This is a genomic window from Streptomyces sp. 12E, from assembly GCF_055633275.1.
The window spans coordinates 1942012-1966831 of the sequence record NZ_JBVNCJ010000001.1 but is presented as its reverse complement, the minus strand read 5'-3'; the positions used below and the strand labels follow the sequence as shown (position 1 = coordinate 1966831).

The 24820-nt window shown below is 71.5% G+C and carries 22 protein-coding genes; 16 read left to right on the top strand and 6 right to left on the bottom strand.

Annotated features, from left to right (window positions below; all coding sequences use genetic code 11):
• The first annotated feature begins 8 nt into the window (after positions 1-8).
• The 9 genes from ftsW (at position 9) to ACZ8ZB_RS09210 (ending at position 8626) form a co-directional block, all read left to right on the top strand.
• Positions 9-1361, top strand: a complete 1353-nt coding sequence (ftsW, locus tag ACZ8ZB_RS09250) for a putative lipid II flippase FtsW (protein WP_470737214.1) — start codon at positions 9-11, stop codon at positions 1359-1361.
• Between the two features lie 6 nt (positions 1362-1367).
• Positions 1368-2462, top strand: coding sequence for an undecaprenyldiphospho-muramoylpentapeptide beta-N-acetylglucosaminyltransferase (murG, locus tag ACZ8ZB_RS09245; protein ID WP_470737213.1), 1095 nt, complete (start codon positions 1368-1370; stop codon positions 2460-2462).
• 25 nt (positions 2463-2487) lie between these two features.
• Positions 2488-3285 (top strand): cell division protein FtsQ/DivIB, encoded by a 798-nt coding sequence (locus ACZ8ZB_RS09240; RefSeq protein WP_470737212.1) that lies wholly within the window; start codon positions 2488-2490, stop codon positions 3283-3285.
• 288 nt (positions 3286-3573) lie between these two features.
• Positions 3574-4764: a cell division protein FtsZ gene (gene ftsZ, locus ACZ8ZB_RS09235; RefSeq protein WP_030820607.1), complete on the top strand. Its 1191-nt coding sequence runs from the start codon at positions 3574-3576 to the stop codon at positions 4762-4764.
• Positions 4765-4781: 17 nt separating this feature from the next.
• Positions 4782-5489 (top strand): peptidoglycan editing factor PgeF, encoded by a 708-nt coding sequence (gene pgeF, locus ACZ8ZB_RS09230; RefSeq protein WP_470737211.1) that lies wholly within the window; start codon positions 4782-4784, stop codon positions 5487-5489.
• A gap of 6 nt (positions 5490-5495) precedes the next feature.
• The gene (locus ACZ8ZB_RS09225) at positions 5496-6215 is read left to right on the top strand and encodes a YggS family pyridoxal phosphate-dependent enzyme (protein WP_470737210.1); all 720 of its coding nucleotides are present in this window, start codon (positions 5496-5498) and stop codon (positions 6213-6215) included.
• A gap of 129 nt (positions 6216-6344) precedes the next feature.
• Positions 6345-6986, top strand: a complete 642-nt coding sequence (locus ACZ8ZB_RS09220; RefSeq protein WP_073936563.1) for a cell division protein SepF — start codon at positions 6345-6347, stop codon at positions 6984-6986.
• A 49-nt stretch (positions 6987-7035) separates the two neighbouring features.
• A complete protein-coding gene (locus ACZ8ZB_RS09215) occupies positions 7036-7326 on the top strand; it encodes a YggT family protein (RefSeq protein WP_217136548.1) in 291 nt (96 codons plus the stop codon).
• Positions 7327-7378: 52 nt separating this feature from the next.
• Positions 7379-8626 (top strand): DivIVA domain-containing protein, encoded by a 1248-nt coding sequence (locus ACZ8ZB_RS09210; protein WP_470737209.1) that lies wholly within the window; start codon positions 7379-7381, stop codon positions 8624-8626.
• Between the two features lie 223 nt (positions 8627-8849).
• Here ACZ8ZB_RS09210 and ileS read toward each other — a convergent pair whose 3' ends face one another.
• The gene (gene ileS / locus ACZ8ZB_RS09205; protein WP_470737208.1) at positions 8850-11996 is read right to left on the bottom strand and encodes an isoleucine--tRNA ligase; all 3147 of its coding nucleotides are present in this window, start codon (positions 11994-11996) and stop codon (positions 8850-8852) included.
• Between the two features lie 568 nt (positions 11997-12564).
• Here ileS and ACZ8ZB_RS09200 point away from each other — a divergent pair.
• The 6 genes from ACZ8ZB_RS09200 (at position 12565) to ACZ8ZB_RS09175 (ending at position 18077) form a co-directional block, all read left to right on the top strand.
• On the top strand, positions 12565-13506 hold the full coding sequence (locus tag ACZ8ZB_RS09200; protein ID WP_470737207.1) for a TraR/DksA family transcriptional regulator: 942 nt from the start codon (positions 12565-12567) through the stop codon (positions 13504-13506).
• A 66-nt stretch (positions 13507-13572) separates the two neighbouring features.
• Complete coding sequence (lspA, locus tag ACZ8ZB_RS09195; protein WP_470737206.1) at positions 13573-14169, top strand: signal peptidase II; 597 nt, start codon at positions 13573-13575, stop codon at positions 14167-14169.
• A 43-nt stretch (positions 14170-14212) separates the two neighbouring features.
• Positions 14213-15157: an RluA family pseudouridine synthase gene (locus tag ACZ8ZB_RS09190; RefSeq protein WP_470737205.1), complete on the top strand. Its 945-nt coding sequence runs from the start codon at positions 14213-14215 to the stop codon at positions 15155-15157.
• The gene (locus ACZ8ZB_RS09185) at positions 15154-15645 is read left to right on the top strand and encodes a GNAT family N-acetyltransferase (RefSeq protein WP_470737204.1); all 492 of its coding nucleotides are present in this window, start codon (positions 15154-15156) and stop codon (positions 15643-15645) included. Before ACZ8ZB_RS09190 ends, ACZ8ZB_RS09185 begins: the two co-directional genes overlap by 4 nt.
• A gap of 63 nt (positions 15646-15708) precedes the next feature.
• Positions 15709-17295, top strand: coding sequence for a Na+/H+ antiporter (locus tag ACZ8ZB_RS09180; protein ID WP_470737203.1), 1587 nt, complete (start codon positions 15709-15711; stop codon positions 17293-17295).
• Positions 17296-17336: 41 nt separating this feature from the next.
• The gene (locus tag ACZ8ZB_RS09175; protein WP_470737202.1) at positions 17337-18077 is read left to right on the top strand and encodes an SDR family NAD(P)-dependent oxidoreductase; all 741 of its coding nucleotides are present in this window, start codon (positions 17337-17339) and stop codon (positions 18075-18077) included.
• Between the two features lie 7 nt (positions 18078-18084).
• Here ACZ8ZB_RS09175 and ACZ8ZB_RS09170 read toward each other — a convergent pair whose 3' ends face one another.
• On the bottom strand, positions 18085-19218 hold the full coding sequence (locus ACZ8ZB_RS09170) for a mechanosensitive ion channel family protein (protein WP_470737201.1): 1134 nt from the start codon (positions 19216-19218) through the stop codon (positions 18085-18087).
• A gap of 107 nt (positions 19219-19325) precedes the next feature.
• Between ACZ8ZB_RS09170 and ACZ8ZB_RS09165 the strand changes: the two genes are divergently transcribed.
• Entirely contained in the window at positions 19326-19901 is a 576-nt protein-coding gene (locus ACZ8ZB_RS09165; RefSeq protein WP_470737200.1) for a dienelactone hydrolase family protein, read from the top strand.
• Positions 19902-19913: 12 nt separating this feature from the next.
• On the opposite strand, the gene ACZ8ZB_RS09160 is transcribed toward ACZ8ZB_RS09165, so the two are convergent.
• The 4 genes from ACZ8ZB_RS09160 to ACZ8ZB_RS09145 form a co-directional block, all read right to left on the bottom strand.
• The gene (locus ACZ8ZB_RS09160; RefSeq protein WP_470737199.1) at positions 19914-21599 is read right to left on the bottom strand and encodes an alkaline phosphatase D family protein; all 1686 of its coding nucleotides are present in this window, start codon (positions 21597-21599) and stop codon (positions 19914-19916) included.
• 90 nt (positions 21600-21689) lie between these two features.
• Entirely contained in the window at positions 21690-22505 is an 816-nt protein-coding gene (locus ACZ8ZB_RS09155; protein WP_470737198.1) for a DsbA family protein, read from the bottom strand.
• 98 nt (positions 22506-22603) lie between these two features.
• The gene (locus ACZ8ZB_RS09150; protein WP_470737197.1) at positions 22604-23305 is read right to left on the bottom strand and encodes a hypothetical protein; all 702 of its coding nucleotides are present in this window, start codon (positions 23303-23305) and stop codon (positions 22604-22606) included.
• Positions 23306-23373: 68 nt separating this feature from the next.
• A complete protein-coding gene (locus tag ACZ8ZB_RS09145; protein ID WP_470737196.1) occupies positions 23374-24723 on the bottom strand; it encodes a DUF2252 domain-containing protein in 1350 nt (449 codons plus the stop codon).
• Positions 24724-24820: the final 97 nt, after the last annotated feature.

Genomic DNA, 24820 nt, shown 5'->3' with positions numbered 1-24820 from the left:
AGGCCCGGATGACCGGTAGCCGTACCGGGCGCCCGCCCGTGCAGCGGGCGGCACGCCGGCCCGTCGTACCCGGGCCCCCGCGCGAGAACCCCCTGCGCGCCCTGATCGTCCGGGCGCGCAAGGCCTGGGACCGGCCGCTGACCGCGTACTACCTGATCCTCGGCGGCAGTGCGCTGATCACCGTGCTGGGCCTGGTGATGGTCTACTCGGCCTCCCAGATCACGGCGCTGCAGATGTCGTTGCCGGGCTCCTACTTCTTCCGCAAGCAGCTGCTGGCCGCCGTGATCGGCGGCGTGCTGCTGCTGGTGGCCTCCAGGATGCCGGTGAGGCTGCACCGGGCCCTGGCCTACCCGATCCTCGCGGGCGCCGTCGTCCTGATGGCCCTGGTACAGGTGCCGGGGGTGGGGGTCTCGGTCAACGGCAACCAGAACTGGATCGCCGTCGGCGGCTCCTTCCAGATCCAGCCCAGCGAGTTCGGCAAGCTCGCGCTGGTGCTGTGGGGCGCCGACCTGCTCGCCCGCAAGCAGGAGAGGCGGCTGCTGTCCCAGTGGAAGCACATGCTGGTGCCGCTCGTCCCGGCCGCCTTCATGCTGCTCGGACTGATCATGCTCGGCGGCGACATGGGCACGGCGATCATCCTGACGGCGATCCTCTTCGGCCTGCTGTGGCTGGCGGGGGCGCCGACCCGGCTGTTCGTCGGCGTGCTGTCGATCGCCGCGCTGCTCGGCGCGATCCTCATCCGCACCAGCCCCAACCGCATGGCCCGGCTCGCCTGCCTCGGCGCCACCGAACCCCGGACGGGGCCGGTCGACTGCTGGCAGGCCGTGCACGGGATCTACGCCCTCGCCTCCGGCGGAATCTTCGGTTCCGGACTCGGTGCGAGTGTGGAGAAATGGGGTCAACTCCCCGAAGCGCACACGGACTTCATCTTCGCCGTCACCGGTGAGGAACTGGGCCTGGCGGGGACGCTGTCGGTACTGGCCCTGTTCGCGGCTCTAGGCTATGCGGGTATCCGCGTGGCCGGACGCACGGAGGACCCCTTCGTCAGGTATGCCGCGGGAGGCGTGACCACCTGGATCACGGCCCAGGCCGTGATCAACATCGGTGCGGTGCTCGGTCTGCTGCCGATCGCCGGAGTCCCGCTCCCGCTGTTCTCCTACGGAGGATCCGCCCTGCTGCCGACCATGTTCGCCATCGGGCTGCTGATCGCCTTCGCGCGTGAGGACCCCGCTGCACGGATGGCGCTTGCCATGCGGCAACCCCGCTTTGGTAGAAAGCGGAACGGGGGTTCACAGCGGCCCCGCAGATGGAACACGATGCGACGGCGTGCCCCGGTGGCGCGTTCGTCCGGAGAGCGGTGAATTTCGGTGCATGTCGTACTCGCCGGCGGAGGAACCGCGGGCCACATCGAGCCCGCGCTCGCCCTCGCGGACGCCCTGCGCAGGCAGGACCCGGCCGTGGGCATCACGGCCCTGGGCACGGAGCGAGGCCTGGAGACCCGTCTCGTACCCGAGCGCGGGTACGAGCTGGCGCTGATCCCCGCCGTGCCGCTGCCGCGCAAGCCCACCCCCGAGCTGATCACCGTTCCGGGCCGGCTGCGCGGCACCATCAAGGCGGCCGAGCAGGTCCTGGAACGCACCAAGGCGGACGCCGTGGTCGGCTTCGGCGGCTACGTCGCCCTGCCCGGCTACCTCGCGGCCAAACGGCTCGGCGTGCCGATCGTGATCCACGAGGCCAACGCCCGGCCCGGACTGGCCAACAAGATCGGCTCCCGGTACGCCGCCCAGATCGCCGTCTCCACGCCCGACAGCAAGCTGCGGGGCGCCCGTTACATCGGCATCCCGCTGCGCCGCTCCATCTCCACCCTCGACCGGGCGGCCGTGCGCCCCGAGGCCCGCGCCGCGTTCGGCCTCGACCCCAATCTGCCCACGCTGCTGGTCTCCGGCGGCTCGCAGGGCGCCCGCCGGCTCAACGAGGTCGTCCAGCAGGTCGCTCCGTGGCTCCAGCAGGCCGGCATCCAGATCCTGCACGCGGTCGGCCCGAAGAACGAACTGCCGCAGGTGCACCAGATGCCGGGCATGCCCCCCTACATCCCGGTAAGTTACCTGGACCGGATGGACCTCGCGTACGCCGCGGCCGACATGATGCTCTGCCGCGCGGGCGCGATGACCGTCGCCGAACTCTCCGCCGTCGGGCTCCCGGCCGCCTACGTCCCACTGCCCATCGGCAACGGCGAACAGCGGCTCAACGCCCAGCCGGTGGTCAAGGCCGGCGGCGGGCTGCTGGTCGACGACGCGGAGCTGACGCCCGAGTGGGTGCAGCAGAACGTCCTGCCCGTGCTCGCCGACCCGCACCGGCTGTACGAGATGTCCCGCGCCGCCGCCGAGTTCGGCCGCCGGGACGCCGACGACCTGCTCGTCGGCATGGTGTACGAGGCGATCGCCGCCCGTGCGCACCGCTAGAGGCGTATGACGAAGGGCAGGCAGCATGGCCGGATCGACCACCGCCGAGCGTGGTGAACGCAAGCGGGGGGCGTCCGGCCCGCCGCCGCGCGTCCGGCGGTTCGGACGGCGGCAGGCTCGTCGGATCATCGCATCGGCCGTCGCCCTGGTCTTCCTCGGCAGCGGGACGTTCTGGCTGCTGTACGGGTCGGACCTGGTGCGAGTGGAGCGCGTGTCGGTGTCGGGGACACGGGTCCTGACGCCCGCGGAGGTGCGCGAGGCCGCCGACGTACCCCTCGGGGAACAACTGGTCTCCGTCGACACCGACGCGATCGAGGCGCGGCTTTCCTCCGCGTTGCCCCGGATCGACACCGTTGACGTGGTCCGTTCCTGGCCGCGCGAAATCACCCTGGAAGTAACGGAACGTACCGCTGTTCTCCTCGTTCACAAGGGCGGGAAGTTCGTCGAAGTGGACGAGAAAGGTGTCCGGTTCGCCACGGTTTCCAAGGCGCCCGAAGGCGTGCCCGCGCTGAAGTTGGCCGTCTCCGGGACCGGTTCCGCGGCGGCGAGCCTGCGCCGCTTCGGAGAGGACCGGCTGACCCGGGAGGCGGTGCGGGTGGCCGGCGCGCTCCCGGCCTCCGTGGCGCACGCCACCCGCAGTGTCAAGGTCCGTTCCTACGACGACATCTCGCTGGAGCTGGCGGACGGCCGTACGGTCGACTGGGGAAGCAGTGAGAAGGGCGCCGAGAAGGGCCGTACTCTCACCGCGCTGATGAAAGCGGAGCCCGGTGCGCGGCACTTCGACGTCAGTGTGCCCACGGCTCCGGCGTCAGCGGGGAGTTGACGCACATCGGTGCAGGCCAGCACCCTGATTGGGCAGCGCTACGGCTGATCACATAGGGTGAAAAGAAAAACGGGAGGTTCGGCGTGTTCGTTGAACGGGCGCCGCTTGTCGACTTAGTGTCCTGTTCAGAAGACTCCAGGGAACGGACACACTGGTAACCCTAAACTTCAACGTTAGGGTTCGGGTCGGCGCTACGGACCGTCCCATTCGGCATCAGTCGTCGGGTCGCGGGGGCATCAGTGCTTCAGCGGTCGGGCGACACGTAACTCGAGGCGAGAGGCCTTCGACGTGGCAGCACCGCAGAACTACCTCGCAGTCATCAAAGTCATCGGTGTCGGCGGCGGTGGTGTCAATGCCATCAACCGGATGATCGAGGTCGGTCTCAAGGGCGTCGAGTTCATCGCCATCAACACCGACGCGCAAGCCCTGTTGATGAGCGACGCCGACGTCAAGCTCGACGTCGGCCGTGAACTCACCCGCGGACTCGGCGCCGGAGCCAACCCGGCCGTCGGCCGCAAGGCCGCGGAGGACCACCGCGAGGAGATCGAGGAGGTCCTCAAGGGGGCCGACATGGTCTTCGTGACGGCCGGCGAGGGCGGCGGCACCGGCACCGGCGGCGCGCCCGTCGTGGCCAACATCGCCCGCTCGCTCGGCGCCCTCACCATCGGCGTGGTCACGCGCCCGTTCACCTTCGAGGGGCGGCGTCGCGCGAACCAGGCCGAGGACGGCATCGCCGAACTCCGCGAAGAGGTCGACACCCTCATCGTGATCCCGAACGACCGCCTGCTGTCCATCTCGGACCGCCAGGTGTCGGTCCTCGACGCCTTCAAGTCGGCGGACCAGGTGCTGCTCTCCGGTGTGCAGGGCATCACCGACCTCATCACCACGCCCGGTCTGATCAACCTGGACTTCGCGGACGTCAAGTCGGTCATGTCCGAGGCCGGTTCGGCCCTCATGGGCATCGGCTCGGCCCGCGGCGACGACCGCGCGGTGGCCGCCGCCGAGATGGCCATCTCCTCGCCGCTCCTCGAAGCCTCCATCGACGGCGCCCGCGGCGTGCTGCTCTCCATCTCCGGCGGCAGCGACCTCGGTCTGTTCGAGATCAACGAGGCCGCCCAGCTGGTCAGCGAGGCCGCCCACCCCGAGGCCAACATCATCTTCGGCGCGGTGATCGACGACGCCCTCGGCGACGAGGTCCGGGTCACCGTGATCGCGGCCGGCTTCGACGGCGGCCAGCCGCCGGCCAAGCGGGACAACGTCCTCGGCTCGTCCTCGGCCAAGCGCGAGGAGCCCGCCCCGGCGCGGCAGCCCGAGAGCCGTCCGTCCTTCGGTTCGCTCGGCAGCGTCACGCCGAAGGAGGACCCGGAGCCGGTGGCGCCGGAGCCGGTGGACATCCCGGTCGTCCAGCCCCCGGTCCCGCCGTCGCGGACCTACGACAGCGCGGCCGAGGAACTGGACGTACCGGACTTCCTGAAGTGACAGGGCGGCGCGAGAGCGTGAGCGGCGCGCACTTCGCCTTCACCGACCGGTGGGGCGGGGTGAGCGCCGCTCCGTATGAGGAGCTCAACCTCGGCGGAGCCGTCGGCGACGACCCCGGCGCCGTACGCGCCAACCGCGAACTGGCCGCCAAGTCCCTCGGTGTGGACCCGGCCCGGGTGGTCTGGATGAACCAGGTGCACGGGGCCGACGCGGCCGTGGTCGACGAACCCTGGGGCGAGAGTCCGGTCCCCGAGGTCGACGCGATCGTCACCGCGCGGCGCGGGCTCGCCCTCGCGGTGCTCACCGCCGACTGCGTGCCGGTGCTGCTCGCCGACCCGGTCGCGGGCGTCGTCGCCGCGGCCCACGCGGGCCGGCCCGGCATGATCGCCGGGATCGTCCCCGCCGCCGTACGGGCCATGACCGGACTCGGCGCCGACCCCGCGCGGATCGTCGCCCGCACCGGGCCCGCCGTCTGCGGCCGGTGCTACGAGGTGCCGGAGGCGATGCGCGACGAGGTGGCCGCCGTCGAGCCGGCGGCGCACGCCGGGACGAGCTGGGGCACGCCGGCGGTCGACGTGGGCGCGGGCGTGCACGCGCAGCTCGAACGGCTCGGGGTGCGCGACCGGGAGCAGTCGCCGGTGTGCACGCTGGAGTCGGCTGATCACTTCTCGTACCGCCGCGACCGCACCACCGGGCGGCTCGCGGGCTACGTGTGGCTGGACTGATGGGACATGACGGACCGTAAGGAAGAACTCGCCGCGAACCTGGCGAGAGTGGAGAACCGGATCGCCGCCGCGTGCGCCGCCGCCGGACGCGGGCGCGACGAGGTGACCCTGGTCGTGGTCACCAAGACCTACCCCGCGGACGATGTGCGGATCCTGTCCGAACTCGGGGTGCGCCATGTCGCCGAGAACCGGGACCAGGATGCCGCCCCCAAGGCGGCGGAATGTGAGGATCTGCCCCTTACCTGGCACTTCGTCGGTCAACTCCAGACCAACAAGGTGCGCTCTGTGGTGGGTTATGCCGATTTCGTGCAATCCGTCGACCGTTCCCGATTGGTGACGTCCCTCTCCAGGGAGGCCGTGCGGGCCGGGCGCGAGATCGGGTGCCTGATCCAGGTGGCGTTCGACGCCGGTGACAGCGGCCGGGGTGAGCGCGGAGGCGTGGCGCCCGGCGGCGTCGCGGAGTTGGCCGAGCTGATCGCGCGCTCCGAGGGGTTGCGGCTCGGCGGACTGATGACCGTAGCCCCGCTCACCGGGGAGTACGCGGGACGCGAACGGGTGGCCTTCGAGCGGCTGATGGATTTGTCGACCGACCTGCGCCGGACCCATCCGACTGCGAACATGGTCTCGGCGGGGATGAGTGCGGACCTCGAACAGGCCGTGGCCGCCGGAGCGACACATGTGCGCGTCGGCAGTGCGGTACTCGGAGTCCGCCCCAGCCTCGGGTAACGTCGCCAAGAAGTCGGACCACAGCAGAAAATATGGTCAGTTCCGCCGAACAGCGGACGTAAAGACCTAGTGGATCGCGGGCACATGGCGGTCGTCAGCGGATCCACCACAGAGCGGAGGACTCGGAGCATGGCCGGCGCGATGCGCAAGATGGCGGTCTACCTCGGCCTCGTGGAGGACGATGGGTACGACGGCCGCGGATTCGACCCAGACGACGACTTTGAACCCGAACTCGACCCGGAACCCGAGCGGGACCACCGGCGGCACGAGCCGTCGCACCAGCCGCACGTGTCACACCAGCCCCAAAGGGACGAAGAGGTGCGAGTCGTCCATCCTCCCGCGCCGCGCGAACCGATCGCCCGATCCGCTTCGCTCCCCGCGGAATCGCCACGTCCGGCGCGCATCGCGCCCGTGGCATCCATCACACAAGAACGCGCAAGCCTGGAGAAGAACGCACCGGTGATCATGCCCAAGGTCGTATCGGAACGAGAGCCTTACCGGATCACCACGCTTCACCCCCGGACCTACAACGAGGCCCGTACCATCGGGGAACACTTCCGTGAAGGCACGCCTGTGATCATGAATCTGACCGAGATGGACGACACGGATGCGAAGCGACTTGTCGACTTTGCGGCCGGTCTGGTGTTTGGTCTTCACGGCAGTATCGAGCGGGTGACGCAGAAGGTGTTCCTGCTGTCTCCTGCTAACGTCGATGTCACGGCGGAGGACAAGGCCCGCATCGCAGAGGGCGGGTTCTTCAACCAGAGCTGAGACGCAGGACCGGATCAAGAGCGGTACAGGGGAGAGGGAAAAGCAGGCCATGAGCGTGTTCGCGCAGGTGATCTACATCGCGCTGATGGTGTTCCTCATCGTGCTGATCTTCCGTTTGGTCATGGATTACGTGTTCCAGTTCGCCCGCTCGTGGCAACCCGGCAAGGCGATGGTGGTCGTCCTGGAGGCCACCTACACTGTCACCGATCCACCGCTGAAGCTCCTGCGGCGGGTCATCCCGCCGCTGCGTCTCGGGGGCGTGGCGCTCGACCTGTCCTTCTTCGTCCTGATGATCATCGTCTACATCCTGATCTCGATCGTGGGCAATCTCGCGAGGTGACTGTGGACGATACGGTCTTGCCGACTGCCGATGACTACGTTGAGGTGAAGAGATGCCGTTGACCCCCGAGGACGTGCGGAACAAGCAGTTCACGACCGTCCGCCTCCGAGAAGGCTATGACGAGGACGAGGTCGATGCCTTCCTCGACGAGGTCGAAGCCGAACTGACGCGCCTGCTCCGTGAGAACGAGGACCTGCGCGCCAAGCTGGCCGCGGCCACGCGCGCCGCTGCCCAGAACCAGCAGAACATGCGCAAGCCTCCCGAGCAGCAGGACCAGCAGCAACAGCAGGGGCCGCCCCAGGGCATGCCCCAGCAGGGCATGCGAGGTCCCGGCGCTCCGGTGCCCGCCGGCATATCGGGCCCGCCGCAGCAGCAGATGGGTGGCCCCATGGGTGGTCCGCCCCAGCTGCCGAGCGGTGCTCCCCAGCTGCCCGCCGGCCCCGGCGGACAGGGCGGCCCGCAGGGTCCCGGCCCCATGGGTCAGGGTCCCGGGCCGATGGGTCAGGGCGGCCCCATGGGTCAGGGCGGCCCGATGGGTCAGGGCGGCCCGATGGGTCAGGGCGGCCCGATGGGCCAGGGTGGCCCGATGCAGGGGCAGATGGGCCCTGGCGGTCCGATGGGCGGTCCCATGGGCGGTCCCGGCATGCCCGGCCAGGGAGGACCCGGTATGCCCGGTCAGGGCGGTCCCGGCGGCGACAGCGCCGCGCGCGTCCTGTCGCTGGCCCAGCAGACCGCGGACCAGGCGATCGCGGAGGCCCGTTCCGAGGCCAACAAGATCGTGGGCGAGGCGCGTTCGCGCGCCGAGGGCCTCGAGCGGGACGCCCGTGCCAAGGCGGACGCCCTGGAGCGGGACGCGCAGGAGAAGCACCGCGTCGCGATGGGCTCCCTGGAGTCCGCCCGCGCCACGCTGGAGCGCAAGGTCGAGGACCTGCGCGGCTTCGAGCGCGAGTACCGCACGCGGCTGAAGTCCTACCTGGAGTCGCAGCTGCGCCAGCTGGAGACCCAGGCGGACGACTCGCTCGCCCCGCCGCGCCAGCCCGCGAGCGCCGCACCGTCGCTGCCGCCGTCCCCGGCGCCCTCGATGGCCCCGGCGGGTGCCGGTGCGCCGTCCTACGGCGGCAACCAGGCGATGGGCGGCGGCCCCGGTGGTCAGAGCGGCCCGTCCTACGGCGGCGGCCAGCAGCAGATGCAGCCGGCGATGACCCAGCCGATGGCGCCGGTGCGTCCGCAGGGCCCCTCGCCGATGGGGCAGGCCCCCTCGCCGATGCGCGGCTTCCTGATCGACGAGGACGACAACTGACGGCCCCGTGGCCATGAGTACGGCGTAGCAGTCGGCAGCGTTCAGGGCGGGCCCCGGGTTCACGAACCCGGGGCCCGCCCTTTCGCTACGCGTGTTCACGGGGCGTGCGGCGTTTGTTCGGAACCAGGTGTTCGGAACCAGGTGTGATGTCCGACATGCGCAACGCCGAAGGCCGGCCTCCACCGAGTTCTCCGGTGGAGGCCGGCCTTCGGCGTGCGCGCCGCTACGCCTTGCGCAGGCGGAAGGCCAGGGACAGGCCCTCGTCCGTGAACGCGTCCCCGTAGGTGTCGTCCGCCTCGCCCTGGGCGAAGTCCGTGGCGAGGACCTCGTCGGCGATCAGTTCCGCGTGCTCCGCCAGCGCGGCGACCGTCGCGGGCTCCGTCGCCGTCCAGCGCAGGGCGATCCGGTCGGCCACGTCGAGGCCGCTGTTCTTGCGGGCCTCCTGGATCAGCCGGATCGCGTCACGGGCCAGGCCCGCGCGGCGCAGCTCCTCGGTGATCTCCAGGTCGAGGGCGACCGTGGCACCGGCGTCGGACGCCACCGACCAGCCCTCGCGCGGGGTCTCCGTGATGATCACCTCGTCGGGGGCGAGGGTGATCGTCTCACCGTCGACCTCCACCGAGGCCGTGCCCTCGCGCAGCGCCAGGGACAGCGCGGCGGCGTCCGCGTTCGCGACCGCCTTGGCGACGTCCTGGACGCGCTTGCCGAACCGCTTGCCCAGCGCACGGAAGTTGGCCTTCGCCGTGGTGTCCACCAGCGAGCCGCCCACCTCGGACAGCGACGCCAGCGACTCGACGTTCAGCTCCTCCGTGATCTGCGTGTGCAGTTCGGGGTCGAGGCCGGCGAAGCCGCCCGCCGCGATCAGCGCGCGCTTCAGCGGCTGACGGGTCTTCACGCCCGACTCCGCGCGCGTGGCCCGGCCCAGCTCCACGAGCCGGCGCACCAGCACCATCTGCTTCGACAGCTCCGGGTCGATCGCGGCCAGGTCCGCCTGGGGCCAGGAGGACAGGTGCACCGACTCCGGGGCGCCCGGGGTGACCGGAACGATCAGGTCCTGCCAGACCCGCTCGGTGATGAACGGGGTCAGCGGGGCCATCAGCTTGGTGACCGTCTCCACGACCTCGTGCAGCGTGCGCAGCGCGGCCTTGTCGCCCTGCCAGAAGCGGCGCCGGGAGCGGCGGACGTACCAGTTGGACAGGTCGTCGACGAACGCGGACAGCAGCTTGCCGGCGCGCTGGGTGTCGTACCCCTCCAGCGCCTGGGTCACCTGGTCGGTGAGCGCGTGCAGCTCGGAAAGGAGCCAGCGGTCGAGAACGGGCCTGTCGGCCGGGGCCGGATCGGCCGCCGACGGCGCCCAGTTCGACGTACGGGCGTACAGGGCCTGGAAGGCGACCGTGTTCCAGTACGTCAGCAGCGTCTTGCGGACGACCTCCTGGATGGTGCCGTGGCCCACCCGGCGGGCCGCCCACGGGGAACCGCCGGCCGCCATGAACCAGCGGACCGCGTCGGCGCCGTGCTGGTCCATGAGCGGGATCGGCTGCAGGATGTTGCCCAGGTGCTTGGACATCTTGCGGCCGTCCTCGGCGAGGATGTGACCGAGGCAGACGACGTTCTCGTACGACGACTTGTCGAAGACCAGGGTGCCGATCGCCATCAGCGTGTAGAACCAGCCGCGGGTCTGGTCGATGGCCTCGCTGATGAACTGCGCCGGGTAGCGGGCCTCGAACAGTTCCTTGTTCTTGTACGGGTAGCCCCACTGCGCGAACGGCATCGAGCCCGAGTCGTACCAGGCGTCGATGACCTCCGGCACGCGCGTGGCCGTCTTCGCGCACGTCGGGCAGGCGAAGGTGACCTCGTCGATGTACGGGCGGTGCGGGTCGAGCTCCGACTGGTCGGCGCCGGTGAGCTCGGTGAGCTCGGCGCGGGAGCCGACGACCGTGAGGTGGTCGTCCTCGCAGCGCCAGATCGGCAGCGGGGTGCCCCAGTAGCGATTGCGGGACAGCGCCCAGTCGATGTTGTTGTTCAGCCAGTCGCCGTAGCGGCCGTGCTTGACCGTGTCCGGGAACCAGTTGGTGTTCTCGTTCTCCTGGAGCAGACGGTCCCTGACGGCGGTGGTGCGGATGTACCAGGACGGCTGCGCGTAGTAGAGCAGCGCGGTGTGGCAGCGCCAGCAGTGCGGGTAGCTGTGCTCGTACGGGACGTGCTTGAAGAGCAGGCCGCGCTCGTCGAGGTCCGCGGTGAGCTTCTCGTCGGCCTTCTTGAAGAAGACGCCGCCGACCAGGGGGACGTCCTCCTCGAAGGTGCCGTCGGGACGGACCGGGTTGACGACGGGCAGGCCGTAGGAGCGGCAGACCTTGAGGTCGTCCTCACCGAAGGCGGGGGACTGGTGGACCAGGCCCGTGCCGTCCTCGGTGGTGACGTACTCGGCGTTCACCACGTAGTGCGCCTCGGCCGGGAACTCCACCAGCTCGAACGGGCGCCGGTACGTCCAGCGCTCCATCTCGGCGCCGGTGAAGGACTCCCCGGTGGCCTCCCAGCCCTCGCCGAGGGCCTTGGCGAGCAGCGGCTCGGCGACGACCAGCTTCTCCGTGCCTTCGGGGCCCTTCGTCGCGACGACGTAGGTGACCTCGGGGTGCGCGGCGACGGCCGTGTTGGAGACCAGGGTCCACGGCGTGGTCGTCCACACCACGAGGGCGGCCTCGCCGGCCAGCGGGCCGGAGGTGAGCGGGAAGCGGACGTAGACGGACGGGTCGACGACCGTCTCGTACCCCTGCGCCAGCTCGTGGTCGGACAGGCCGGTGCCGCAGCGGGGGCACCAGGGGGCGACGCGGTGGTCCTGGACCAGCAGGCCCTTGCCGAAGATCTCCTTCAGCGACCACCAGACGGACTCGACGTACTCCGGGTCCATGGTGCGGTAGGCGTCGTCGAGGTCGACCCAGTAGCCCATGCGGGTCGTCAGCTCGGTGAAGGCGTCGGTGTGCCGGGTCACCGACTCGCGGCACCTGGCGTTGAACTCGGCGATGCCGTACGCCTCGATGTCCTGCTTGCCGGAGAAGCCGAGCTCCTTCTCGACGGCCAGCTCCACCGGGAGGCCGTGGCAGTCCCAGCCGGCCTTGCGGGCCACGTGGTAGCCGCGCATGGTGCGGAAGCGGGGGAAGACGTCCTTGAAGACGCGGGCCTCGATGTGGTGGGCGCCGGGCATGCCGTTGGCGGTGGGCGGACCCTCGTAGAACACCCACTCGGGGCGTCCCTCGGACTGCTCCAGGCTCTTGGCGAAGATCTTCTGCTCGCGCCAGAAGTCGAGCACCGCGTGCTCGAGGGCGGGCAGGTCGACCTGGGCGGGTACCTGGCGGTACGTCGGCGTTGTCATCAGCTGGCTTCCTCCGGCGGACTTGCTGCCTTCCGTCCGGAGGGACGAGAGCTGTGTCGATCCCTGCGCCGCCGTCGGCGCGCTCCCGCGGTACCACCCTCCTTGGCCCTCCGGTGCCACGCGTGCTCCGGTGAGCCCCCTCATTGGGGTCGCGATGCCGGTTCTACCGCCCCGTACGGGGTTTCTTCCGGCGGCTCCGGGGTGATCTTCACGTCGCGCTCGCCCCCGGGCTCACACCGTCCCCGGGTCGCTCTGGGCTGCGTACGCCGCTACTCGTCCCCATCCACGCTTTTCGCTCCGCCCAGTGTACGGCGCGGCGAGGAGGGCGGCCGACCGGATTCCCGCTCGCCGTGCGACCCGGCCTCCCCCGAATGGCGAAGTGCGCCCGTCCGGATCCAGGGACGTCCGTGTCGGTGGCATACCCGGCGGGGAGCTGGGCACAACGCATGCAGGTTCGTCGCGGGGCGAGGGAATCGGGCGGTGCGCCCCGTTGCCGCGGGACTCGAGTCGATTTATCGTCCCAGCACGCTCTGCGTGCAAGATCACAATGTATGAAGGGGCCGCGGCCATGGTGGCGAAGAAGACCGCCGTACAGCAGCCGGCGCCGTCCGGCAGGCGCGGGCCCGCCCATGGCGGCGGGACCGAGGGGCCCGCCGGGGCCGCGGCGCCACGGACGACGGCGGCGCAGCCGCTCCCCGGGGCGTCCGGGAAGAAGGCACCCGCGAAGAAGGCGCCGGCCAGGAGGGCCGCGACCGGGAAGGCCCCTGCGCGGAAGGCGTCCGCCGGGAAGGCCCCTGCCGGGGAGGCGGCGGCCGAAAAGGCGGCCGGGCCTGGTGGGGGCGGGGCGGGGAAAAAGGTTTCGGGACGGGGGGCCGGCCCGGGGAAGGTTTCCGCGGGGGGCCGGGAGGCCGGATTCCCGGGCTCGGGCGGCGGTGCCGCCGGGAGCGGTGGGCCCGTACAGGATGTGGCCGGGCACAGCACGGCCGATGACGCGGGCGCGGTGGATGCCGCGGCGCAGACGGGAGTGACGACGGTGGGTGCGAAGAAGACTCCTGGCACGGCCACGGCGGCGAAGAGCCCCGTACCCAAGGCCCGGATCGGCGCGGCGGAGCCGGGCGACCTCGCGGTACGCCCGGGCGAGGATCCCTGGACTCCGGAAGAGGCCGAGGAGGCGCGGGCCGAGCTGACGTCCGAGGTGCTGAGGCTGCGCGAGGAGATCACCTCCTCCGAGCAGTCGCTGGCCGGCCTGATGCGGGACTCCGGCGACGGCGCGGGCGACGACGACGCCGACACCGGCACCAAGAACATCACGCGCGAACACGAACTCGCGCTCGCCGCGAACGCGCGCGAGATGCTCAGCCAGTTCGAGCGTGCCCTGCAGCGCCTCGACGCCGGTACCTACGGCCTGTGCGAGAACTGCGGAAATCCCATCGGAAAGGCCCGTATGCAGGCCTTTCCCCGGGCCACCCTGTGCGTCGAGTGCAAGCAGAAGCAGGAGCGGCGGTACTGATCGGCGGGTGCGCGGGGCGTGCCGTACCCTCGTCCTTTAGTCAGGTACCTAGGCTGAGGGACTCACGTGGCAGAGGCGGAGCGCATCATCGGTACGCCGGACACCCCGGACGCGGACCGGGAGGAGCGGGAACGGGCCGGCGCCGAGGGGACGGCGGCGGAGGCCGAGCGGCCCCGGGGCAAGCGGCGGATCGCCGTGCTGCTCACCGTCGCCGTGTTCGCGTACGCCCTCGACCTGATCAGCAAGATGATCGTGGTCGCCAAGCTGGAGCACCACGAGCCCGTCGAGATCGTCGGGGAGTGGCTGAGGTTCGAGGCGATCCGCAACGCGGGCGCGGCCTTCGGCTTCGGCGAGGCCTTCACCGTGATCTTCACGGTGATCGCCGCGTCCGTGATCGTGGTGATCATCCGCCTCGCCCGCAAGCTCTACAGCCTGCCGTGGGCGATCGCGCTGGGCCTGCTGCTCGGCGGCGCCCTCGGCAACCTCACCGACCGGATCTTCCGGTCGCCGGGCGTCTTCGAGGGCGCGGTGGTCGACTTCATCGCGCCCAAGGGGTTCGCCGTGTTCAACCTGGCGGACTCGGCGATCGTGTGCGGCGGCATCCTGATCGTGCTGCTGTCGTTCCGGGGCCTCGACCCGGACGGCACCGTCCACAAGGACTGAGCGCGCGTACGGGGTCGCCGGACCCGTCCGGCATACTCGACGGGTGAGCACGATTCCCGAGATCCGTACCCTGCCCGTGCCCGACGGCCTGGAGGGCGAGCGCGTCGACGCCGCCATCTCCCGCATGTTCGGCTTCTCCCGCACCAAGGCGGCCGAGCTCGCCGCCGCGGGGAAGGTCACGGTCGACGGATCGGTGGTCGGCAAGTCCGAGCGGGTCAGCGGCGGCGCCTGGCTCGAGGTGGAGATGCCGCAGGCGCCCGCGCCGGTCCAGGTCGTCGCCGAGCCGGTCGAGGGCATGGAGATCGTGCACGACGACGACGACGTGGTCGTGATCGTCAAGCCCGTCGGCGTCGCCGCCCACCCCTCGCCGGGCTGGACCGGCCCGACGGTGATCGGCGGTCTGGCCGCCGCCGGGTACCGCATCTCGACCTCCGGCGCGGCCGAGCGCCAGGGCATCGTGCACCGCCTCGACGTCGGCACCTCCGGCCTGATGGTGGTCGCCAAGTCGGAGCGCGCGTACACGTCGCTGAAGCGCCAGTTCAAGGAGCGCACGGTCGACAAGCGCTACCACACGCTCGTCCAGGGCCACCCCGATCCCACCAGCGGCACCATCGACGCCCCCATCGGCCGCCATCCGCAGCACGACTACAAGTGGGCGGTCACCGCCGACGGCAAGCCGTCCGTCACGCACTACGACCTCATCGAGGCCTTCCGCGCCGCCTCCCTCCTCGACGTCAAGCTGGAGACCGGCCGCACCCACCAGATCCGCGTCCACATGGCCGCCCACCGGCACCCCTGCGTCGGCGACCTCACCTACGGCGCCGACCCCACGCTCGCCAAGCGGCTCCGGCTGACCCGCCAGTGGCTGCACGCCGTACGTCTGGGCTTCGAGCACCCCGGTGACGGGCAGTGGGCGGAGTTCTCCTGCGACTACCCCGACGACCTCCAGCAGGCGCTGGACCAGGTCCGTGAGGAGACCTACGCGTGAGCGCCGCCTTCACGGTCCGCGTGGCGGAGGGGTCCGCCGACCGCGAGGCGTGCCTCGCGGTCCGCAAGGAGGTCTTCGTCGCCGAGCAGGGCGTCCCCGAGGACATCGAGTACGACGCCTACGACGCCGGCGCCGTCCATGTGCTGGCGGTCGGGCAGGACGGCACACCGCTCGGCACCGGACGGCTGCTGCACGGAGAGGCCGCCGCGGCGAAGAACGGCGGCGACCCGGCGGTCGGCTCGCTCGGCCGGCTCGCGGTGACGCGCCGGGCCCGGGGCCTCGGGGTCGGGGCGGCGCTGGTGCGGGCCATCGAGGAGGCGGCCCGCGCGCGGGGCCTCACCGCCGTCGACCTGCACGCGCAGACGCACGCCCTCGGTTTCTACGAGCGGCTGGGCTACGAGGCCTACGGCCCCGAGTTCCCGGACGCCGGGATACCGCACCGGGCCATGCGGCGCGCTCTGCACCCGGAGCCGCGAACGGCCGGATGAGGGTCCCGGCGTGGCAGGGTGGAGATCCGCCCGCCGATCGTCGATCCGCCCGGAGCCGTGACCGTGGACCAGTTGACCCTGCTGTTCGCCCTGCTGCTCGGGGCCGTGGTGAGCGTCCCGGTCGGGGAGCGGCTGGGACTGCCGGCGCCGGTGCTGATGACGGTCCTCGGGGCCGTACTGGCTCTGCTGGAGTTCGTGCCGAACGTCGACGTCCCGCCCGACCTGATCCTCCCGCTGCTGCTTCCGCCCCTGCTCCACGCCGCCGTGCGGCGGACCTCCTGGCGGCAGTTCGCGGCGAACGTCAGACCGATCCTGCTGCTCGCGGTGGCGCTGGTCTTCGTCACCACGCTGTGCGTGGCCGTCGTCGCCCACGCGGTCGTGCCCGGGCTGCCGCTGGCCGCCGCCGTGGCCCTCGGCGCGCTGGTCGCGCCGCCCGACCCGGTCGCGGCGACCGCCGTCGCCGGGAAGCTGGGGCTGCCGCGCCGGCTGGTGTCGATCCTGGAGGGCGAGGGGCTCTTCAACGACGTCACGGCGATCGTCCTCTACAACGTGGCGATCGCCGCCGCCGTGAGCGGCAGCTTCTCGGCCTGGGAGGCCGGACTCGACCTGGTGCTGTCGGCCGTGGTGGCGGTGGCGGTCGGGCTCGCGCTGGGCTGGGGCGCCAACAAGCTGATGGGCCTCCTCGGGGACGCGACCCTGCAGATCGGGCTGAGCCTGCTCGTGCCGTACGCCTCCTACGTCACGGCCGAGGAACTGCACGGCTCGGGCGTGCTCGCCGTGCTCACCACCGCGCTGTTCCTCGTGGAGTACGCCACCGACGCCGACGACGTCATGACCCGGCTGGCCGGGCACACCTTCTGGGACATCGTCGACACCCTCGTCACCGGGGTCGCGTTCGGGCTGGTCGGGCTCGAACTGCACAACGCGGTGCGGACCGCGGCCGGTCACTGGGGCGAACTGATCACCTGGGCGGCGGTGATCGTGGGCGTGGTCGTCCTGGTCCGGCTGCTGTGGCTGCTGCCGGCGACCTGGCTGACGAAACGGCTGCACGCCGCGCGGGACACCGCCGAGGAGATCCCGGTCAGCTGGCGCGAGACCGTGGTGATGTGGTGGGCCGGGATGCGCGGGGTGGCCTCCGCCGCGCTGGCGCTGGCGATTCCGCTGGATACCGACGCCGGAGGCGACTTCCCCGGCCGGGGTGAGATCATCTTCATCGCGTTCGGCGTGATCATGGCGACCCTGCTGGTGCAGGGACTGAGCCTGCCGTGGCTGGTGGGGCGGCTGGGGGTGCGGGCCGACACCGGGCGGGAGAAGCGGTTCGAGCACGACCTGGCGGTCCGTGCGGCCAGGGCGGCGAAGCACAGGCTGCGCGAGATCGAGGAGACCGAGGACCTCCCGGAGGAACTGTCCGAGCAGATGCAGCGCAGCGCCTTCGACATCGGGGTGCGGATCAGCCCCGACCTCGCGGACGACGAACGGCGGGAGGCGCACCGGCAGCGGGCGCGGCGGCTGAAGCGGGTGCGGGAGATCCAGCGGGAGATGCTGAGCGCGGCGCGGCACGAGGTGCTGGCCGCGCGGAGCGAGGCGGGGGCGGATCCGGAGGTGGTGGACCGGGTGCTGCGGCAGCTGGACGTGCGCAGCCTGCGGTGAGCTGCGCGGCGCCGGGGGCCGGGGCTTCCTAGGATCGCCTCATGACTCGGAACGTTGTGATCAGCGGAGGCGGCACCGGGATCGGGCTGGCCGCCGCGCAGGTGTTCGCCGCCGACGGGGACCAGGTGTTGCTGCTCGGACGGCGCGGGGACGTACTGGAGCGGGCGGAGGTGCCGGGCGCCCTGACGTACGCCGCCGATCTGGCCGACCCGGAGGCCGTGCGCGGCGTGGCCGGGTTCGTGGGCCGGGAGTTCGGCGCCGTGGACGTGCTGATCCACTGTGCCGGCGGCAACGGACTCCTCGAGCCCCCCGTCGGCGGCGGCGACCCCCTCGACGCGGTCGCCCGTGACTGGACGGTCAACTTCCGCCTCAATGTGCTGACCGCCGTGCTGCTCACCGAGGCCCTGAGGGAACGGCTCGCCGAACCGGGCGGGAGGGTGCTGTTCCTCGGCTCCATCGCCGCCTACCGGGGGTCCGGACGGGGGTCGTACGCGGCGGCCAAGGCGTCGCTGCATCCGTACGCCCACGCCCTGGCCCGGGAACTGGGGCCGCGCGGCATCACGGTGAACGTGGTCGCACCGGGCTACGTCGAGGACACCGGGTTCTTCGGCGACGGCATGGACGAGGAGCGGCGGGCCCGGCTGATCGCCGAGACGTCCGACGGACGCGCCGGAACGCCCGGGGACGTCGCCGCGACCCTGCACTGGCTGGCCTCCCCGGGCGCCGCGCACATCACCTCGCAGATCATCCAGGTCAACGGCGGTGCCGAACGGGGCCACTGAGGGCCGGTCAGCGCTCCCGGGGACGGCGGTGCGCACGGCGGGCCGCCGGCACGCCGTCGGGGACGTGGAGGCCGTCGGGGACGCGGTACCCGTCGAAGCGGGGCGCGGGCACCGCGCCCGCCGTGTTGACCCGGGGGAGGGCGTAGGGGTGCTCGTCCGTCAGCCAGCGGATCATCTGCTCGCGGACCGTGACCCGCACCGTCCATATGTCGTCGGCGTCCCTGGCCGTCACCAGGGCGCGCACCTCCATGGTGCTGGGGGTGCTGTCCGTCACGGTCAGGTTGAAGGCGCGGCCGTCCCAGGCCGGGCACTCCCGGAGGATGTCACGGAGCTTGTCGCGCATCGCCTCCAGCGGCGCCGAGTGGTCGAGGTGCCAGAAGACGGTGCCGGTCATCTGCGGCGTACCGCGGGACCAGTTCTCGAACGGCCTGGACGTGAAGTACGACACCGGCATGGTGATCCGGCGCTCGTCCCAGGTGCGCACGGTCAGGAAGGTCAGCGTGATCTCCTCGACCGTGCCCCACTCGCCGTCCACGACGACCGTGTCACCGATGCGCACCATGTCGCCGAAGGCGATCTGCAGCCCGGCGAACATGTTGCCCAGCGTGGACTGGGCGGCCACACCGGCGACGATGCCGAGGATGCCGGCCGAGGCCAGCAGCGAGGCCCCGGCCGCCCGCATCGCGGGGAAGGTCAGCAGCATCGCGGCCACCGCCATCACACCGACGATCGCCGAGACCACCCGCCGGATCAGCGTCACCTGGGTGCGCACCCGGCGGACCCGGGCGGGGTTCCGCTCGCGGTGGGTGCTGGCGTACCGGGTGTACGTGGTCTCGACGACCGCGGCCGCGATCCGGATCGCCAGCCAGGCGGCCGACCCGATCAGCACGAGGGTCAGGATCCGGCCGAGGGCGACCTCGCGGTCCGGCAACAGCCGCGCCTCGTCGTACGACCCTCTGAGCAGCGCCGCGCAGAGCACCAGGTGATAAGGGATCCGGGCGCGGCGCAGCAGGCCCCACAGCGGAGTCTCGTGGTGGCGTTCGTCGGCCTTGCGCAGCAGCAGGTCGGTGGCCCAGCCGAGCAGCAGGGTGAGCGCGACCGAGCCGCCGACCACGATCAATGGGCGGAGCACGTCATCCATGTCCCCGAACCTAACCGGCCCGGGCGGGCATGAACATGTGACTTCCGCGCGATCGCGGGTAGTGCCTCGATCCGGCGCCGTCACACCGGACTGGCACCATGGACCGCATGAACATCATGCTCTTTCACTCGACCTACGGTCTGCGGCCCGCGGTGCACCGGGCGGCGGACCGGCTGCGCGCGGCCGGACACGAGGTGTGGACGCCCGACCTCTTCGAGGGCCGCACGTTCGACACGGTCGAGGAGGGCATGGCGTACAAGGACGCGACCGGCAAGGAGGAGCTGCTGAAGCGGGCCGTGCTGGCCGCCGCGCCCTACTCCGAGCGGGGGCTGGTGTACGCGGGGTTCTCCTTCGGCGCCTCGGTCGCCCAGACGCTGGCCCTCGGCGACGAAAAGGCGCGCGGACTGCTGCTCCTGCACGGCACGTCGGACATCGCGGAGAGCGCCTCGGCGGACGAACTGCCGGTGCAGCTGCACGTCGCCGAACCCGACCCGTTCGAGACCGACGACTGGCTCACCGCCTGGTACCTGAGGATGGGCCGGACCGGGGCCGACGTCGAGGTGTACCGGTACGCGGGGGCCGGTCACCTCTACACCGACCCCGACCTGCCGGACTACGACGAGGAGGCCGCCGAGGCCACCTGGCGGGTGGCGCTCGGCTTCCTCGACTCCCTGGAGGACTGAACCGGGCGCGGATCAGACCGGGTCGTGGACGCGCTCGATCTTCTGCGTGCCGCTGCGGGTGCGGTAGGAGCGGACCCACTCCGCCGCGGCGTCCGCCGCCGTACGGTCCGACAGCACGTAGTAGTCCATCTGCGCCCGCTCGGCGGTGATGTCCAGCACGCCGTAGCCGTGCCGGTCGGTGTCGACCCAGTGGACGTGCCGGTTGGCGGCCCGGATCAGCGGTGCGGCGAGCCCGCAGACGGTGCCCTCGGGGACCTTCACGATGTCGTCGAGGTTGTCGGAGGTGACCGAGGTGACCACGAACTCCGTGGCGGCCGACGCCGACAGCGGATAGGTACCGGCGTTCACCGGCACGTCGTTGGCCCACGCCATGTGGATGTCGCCGGTGAGGAAGACCGTGTTGCGGACGGCGTTCGCACGCAGGTGCGCGAGGAGTTCGCGGCGGTCGTCGGTGTAGCCGTCCCACTGGTCGGTGTTGAGGGCGAGGCCCTCCTGCGGCAGGCCCAGCAGCTTCGCGAGCGGCTTGAGGAGGCTCGCGGGAAGGGAGCCGAGGGCGAACGGTGAGATCATCACCGAGGTGCCGACCAGCCGCCAGGTGGTGTCGGACGCCGTCAGTCCCGCCTTCAGCCAGTCCAGTTGGGCGCGCCCGGTGAGCGTGCGGTCCGGGTCGTCGACCCCGCCGTCGCCCAGGGAGACCTGCGGGGAGCGGAAGGAGCGCAGGTCGAGCAGCGAGAGGTCGGCCAGCTTGCCGAAGCGGAGTCGGCGGTAGGTGGTGCCGGTGATCGCGGGCCGTACCGGCATCCACTCGAAGTAGGCCTGCTTGGCGGCGTCCCGGCGGGCCGCCCAGGCGCCTTCCGCGCCCTCGGTGTGGTTCTCGGCGCCGCCCGACCAGGCGTCGTTGGCGAATTCGTGGTCGTCCCAGATGGCGACGACCGGCGCCTTGGCGTGCAGCGCCTGGAGATCGGGGTCGGTCTTGTACGTCGCGTGCCGGAGCCGGTAGTCGGCGAGGGTGACGATCTCGTGGGCGGGCGTGTGCGGCCGGACGACCTCGCCGCGGGCGCTGTACTCGCCGATGCCGTACTCGTAGATGTAGTCGCCCAGGTGCAGCCAGGCGTCCAGGTCGCCGCGGGCCGCGAGGTGGCGGTACGCCGAGAAGTGGCCGGCCTCCCAGTTGGCGCAGGAGACCACGCCGAAGCGCAGCCCGGTCACGGCGGCGTCGGCGGCCGGGGCGGTGCGAGTGCGGGCGACGGGGGAGTCGGTGCCGCCGGCGGAGAAGCGGAACCAGTAGTCGGTGGCCGGCCGCAGGCCGCGGACGTCCGCCTTGACGGTGTGGTCGGAGGCGGCGGTGGCGAGGGCCGAGCCCTTCGCGACGACGTCGGTGAACGCCTTGTCCCGGGCGACGGTCCAGCTCACCTCGGTGTCCGGGCCGAGCCCGGAGCCGGGTATCGCCTCCGGCACCGGCGTCACCCGGGTCCACAGCAGGACGCCGTCCGGCAGCGGGTCGCCGGAGGCCACGCCGTGCAGGAAGGCGGGCGCCTGCGCGGTCGCGGCGCGCGCGGGGAGGGCGGCGGCGAGCGGTCCGGCCAGCACCGCGGTGGCGGCGGCCGCCTTGACGACCGAACGGCGGCGCGGGGAAGGGGAGTCGGTGTCCGCGGTGGCGGAGACGGCGCTCTCGGATGATCTGTGTCGACTGGTCACAGCCGATCAGGTTACTGACAGGTACACGCGAGAGCGGGCGAACCGGTGAAAGTTCGCCCGCTCTTCGGCGTGCCGTCAGCCGGCCGGGGCTCAGGCCTTGAGGGCCGCGTCGACCGCCGTGTTGAACTCGTCCACCGTCATGGGCGCGTTCTGCCCGTCGGAGCCGGTGAGCTTCTTGCCGTCCATCATCAGCGTCGGGGTGCCCCGGACGTCCTCGCTGTTGTCGAACACCTCGGACATCTCCAGCGCCCACCTGTCATAGGTGCCGTCCTTGACGGCCGACTGGAACTCCTTGTTGTTCTTCAGGGCGTCGACCGAGTCGCCGATCTTGATCAGGTACGCGTCGTCCTTGAACTTGTCGTCCGTCTCCTCGGGGTGGTACTCGGCCGAGTAGAGGGCGCTCTTGTAGGCGAGGAACGCCTCGGGGCTGACGTTCAGCGCGGCGCCCAGGGCGCTCAGGGCGTTCTTGGACCCCTCGCCGTTCATGCTGCGGTCGAGGAACGAGGCGCCTATGAAGCGGATCTTGTACTTGCCGTCCTCGACGTCCTTCTCGATGGTCTCGCCGACCGTCTGCTCGAAGGAGGCGCAGACCGGGCAGCGCGGGTCCTCGTACAGTTCGAGGGTCTTCTTCGCGCTGGACTCGCCGATGACGACGGTCGTGCCGTTCTCGCCGCTGGTGTTGGCCGGCTTGACGAGCTTGGCGTCCTTCGCGGCCTCCCAGGCGTCGGGCTTGTTGGCCTGGACGACCGCGTAGCCGATGCCGCCGGCCGCGGCCAGCACGCCGACGACCGACAGGGCGACGACGAGCTGCCGCTTGGCCTTCGCCTTCTTCGCCTGGCGCTCGCGCTCCACGCGCAGCCGCTCCCGGGCCGCCGTCTTCGCCGCCTGGCTGTTCCGCTTGCTCATGGTGATGTCTCCACGGGGGGACGCACACGGGTCGTGTGCGGGATGCGTATGTATGGGGGACCGCTGGTGCTGAGGGGCTCGCCGGGGGCGGGAACGCCTCAGGCGAAGGTGACGGAGCACGGTGGTCCGCGCCGCCCCAGGGAGTGCGCGAGCAGCAGGGTCCGGGCGGCGGCGGCGCGGCGGACCGGGCGCACCGGACGGACGGCCTCCGGGGCCCGGCGCACGGTCACCGCGGCGACCGCGAGCAGCAGCGGCCGGAACGTCGTGGCCGCCACCGCGCTCAGCAGCTGGGCCAGCGCCCGCTCGCCGCGGCGCAGCCAGGCGGCGGCGAACAGACCGACCCCGATGTGCGCGCCGAGCAGCGCCCAGGCGGTCGCCGGATCGGCCTGGGCCAGCAGCGTCGCCAGCCGGTCGCCGCCCTCGGCGGCGTGCCCGGTGGCCCGGGCGAGCGGGGCGCCCACGCTGGTGCCGTCCCCGCACAGCACGTCGAAGCCGACGGAGCGCAGCGGGCCCGCCACTGGCCCGCCCATCCGGCCGTAGCAGACGTGCTGGCCGGTGGTGAAGACGGTGTCGGCGGCCAGCTCCAGCGGGATCAGCAGGGCGGCGATCCGCCCGAAGGAACGCTCCCGCCCCGCCAGGGCGTACGCGAGGACGAACACGGCGGCGGCGATCGCGGCCACCGTGTTCAGCGGCAGCGGGACCCCGGACAGCAGCACGTGCGACGCGGTGCTGAGCGTCACGACGACGGCCGTGAACAGCGCCGCGCGCACGGCTCTGAGCTGGGTTCCGGATATGTCCATGGCGCTGAAGAGTGTGTCACGTGCTCCGGTAAGGGATCCCTAAAGGGTTCCTGTGGACGTCCCGATGGTTACAGTCCCGGAATCCTGCCGTTGCGGAACAGGTCCAGGAAGATCTGGTGGTCGCGGCGCGCCCTGGCCCCGTAGTCGTGCGCGAACTCGACCAGGAGGGGGACCAGGGAGTCCTCGTCGGCGGCGATCGCGGCGTCGATGGCGCGCTCGGTGGAGAACGGCACCAGGGACTCGCCGGAGGTGTCGTCCGCCGCTGCGTGCATCGTGGCGGTGGCCCGGCCGAGGTCGGCGGCGACCAGGGCGATCTCCTCCGGGTCGTCGATGTCGCCCCAGTCCAGGTCCACGGCGTACGGCGAGACCTCGGCGACCAGCTGGCCCGCGCCGTCCAGCTCGGTCCAGCCCAGCCACGGGTCGGCGTGCGCCTGGAGGGCGCGCTGGGAGATCACCGTGCGGTGGCCCTCGTGCTGGAAGTAGTCCCGGATCGCCCGGTCGGTGACGTGCCGGGAGACGGCCGGGGTCTGGGCCTGCTTGATGTAGATCACCACGTCGTTCTCCAGGGCGTCGCTGTGCCCCTCCAGGAGGATGTTGTACGACGGCAGCCCGGCCGAGCCGATGCCGATGCCGCGGCGGCCCACGACGTCCTTCACGCGGTAGGAGTCCGGGCGGGCCAGGGAGGCGTCCGGCAGCGTCTCCAGATAGCCGTCGAAGGCGGCGAGCACCTTGTAGCGGGTGGCGGCGTCCAGCTCGACCGCGCCGCCGCCGGAGGCGAAGCGGCGCTCGAAGTCGCGGATCTCCGTCATCGAGTCCAGCAGCCCGAACCGGGTCAGCGAGCGGGCGTCGCGCAGTGCGTCGAGCAGCGGCCCCTGGGCGGTGTCCAGGGTGAACGGCGGCACCTCGTCGCTCTTCGCGCCGGTGGCCAGCGCGTGGATGCGCTCCCGGTAGGCGGCCGCGTAGATCGTGACCAGCTCGGTGATCTGCTCGTCGCTGAGCGCCTTCGCGTAGCCGATCAGCGCCATGGAGGCCGCGAAGCGCTTGAGGTCCCAGGTGAAGGGGCCGACGTAGGCCTCGTCGAAGTCGTTGACGTTGAAGACCAGGCGGCCGTTGGAGTCCATGTACGTGCCGAAGTTCTCCGCGTGGAGATCGCCGTGGATCCACACGCGCGAGGTGCGCTCGTCCAGGTACGGAGTGCTGTGTGTCCTCCCGCCGTCCCGCCCGGCGCCCTCCGCGTCCAGGTCGTGGTAGAAGAGGCACGCCGTCCCGCGGTAGAAGGCGAACGCCGAGGCCGCCATCTTCCGGAACTTCACCCGGAACGCGGCCGGGTCGGCGGCCAGGAGCTCGCCGAAGGCGGTGTCGAGGACGGCGAGGATCTCCTCACCGCGGTGCTCGTCGTTGAGCTGCGGGACCGACATCGCTGTGTGCCTCCAGGTGCGGGATGTCTCGGGACGGCTGGTCCGTCCCCTGCCTAACGCGCGACGGGTCACGGGAGTGCCCGCGCCACCGCCCGAA

What these genes read in the sequence shown, in the direction of transcription:
- ACZ8ZB_RS09145 (WP_470737196.1), bottom strand. Translation starts at nt 24,723, where the DNA reads ATGTCGGTCCCGCAGCTCAACGACGAGCACCGCGGTGAGGAGATCCTC.
- ACZ8ZB_RS09150 (WP_470737197.1), bottom strand. Translation starts at nt 23,305, where the DNA reads ATGGACATATCCGGAACCCAGCTCAGAGCCGTGCGCGCGGCGCTGTTC.
- ACZ8ZB_RS09220 (WP_073936563.1), top strand. Translation starts at nt 6,345, where the DNA reads ATGGCCGGCGCGATGCGCAAGATGGCGGTCTACCTCGGCCTCGTGGAG.
- ACZ8ZB_RS09215 (WP_217136548.1), top strand. Translation starts at nt 7,036, where the DNA reads ATGAGCGTGTTCGCGCAGGTGATCTACATCGCGCTGATGGTGTTCCTC.
- ACZ8ZB_RS09210 (WP_470737209.1), top strand. Translation starts at nt 7,379, where the DNA reads ATGCCGTTGACCCCCGAGGACGTGCGGAACAAGCAGTTCACGACCGTC.
- ACZ8ZB_RS09225 (WP_470737210.1), top strand. Translation starts at nt 5,496, where the DNA reads ATGACGGACCGTAAGGAAGAACTCGCCGCGAACCTGGCGAGAGTGGAG.
- ACZ8ZB_RS09200 (WP_470737207.1), top strand. Translation starts at nt 12,565, where the DNA reads ATGGTGGCGAAGAAGACCGCCGTACAGCAGCCGGCGCCGTCCGGCAGG.
- ACZ8ZB_RS09240 (WP_470737212.1), top strand. Translation starts at nt 2,488, where the DNA reads ATGGCCGGATCGACCACCGCCGAGCGTGGTGAACGCAAGCGGGGGGCG.
- ACZ8ZB_RS09165 (WP_470737200.1), top strand. Translation starts at nt 19,326, where the DNA reads ATGAACATCATGCTCTTTCACTCGACCTACGGTCTGCGGCCCGCGGTG.
- ACZ8ZB_RS09175 (WP_470737202.1), top strand. Translation starts at nt 17,337, where the DNA reads ATGACTCGGAACGTTGTGATCAGCGGAGGCGGCACCGGGATCGGGCTG.
- ACZ8ZB_RS09170 (WP_470737201.1), bottom strand. Translation starts at nt 19,218, where the DNA reads ATGGATGACGTGCTCCGCCCATTGATCGTGGTCGGCGGCTCGGTCGCG.
- ACZ8ZB_RS09155 (WP_470737198.1), bottom strand. Translation starts at nt 22,505, where the DNA reads ATGAGCAAGCGGAACAGCCAGGCGGCGAAGACGGCGGCCCGGGAGCGG.
- ftsW (WP_470737214.1), top strand. Translation starts at nt 9, where the DNA reads ATGACCGGTAGCCGTACCGGGCGCCCGCCCGTGCAGCGGGCGGCACGC.
- ileS (WP_470737208.1), bottom strand. Translation starts at nt 11,996, where the DNA reads ATGACAACGCCGACGTACCGCCAGGTACCCGCCCAGGTCGACCTGCCC.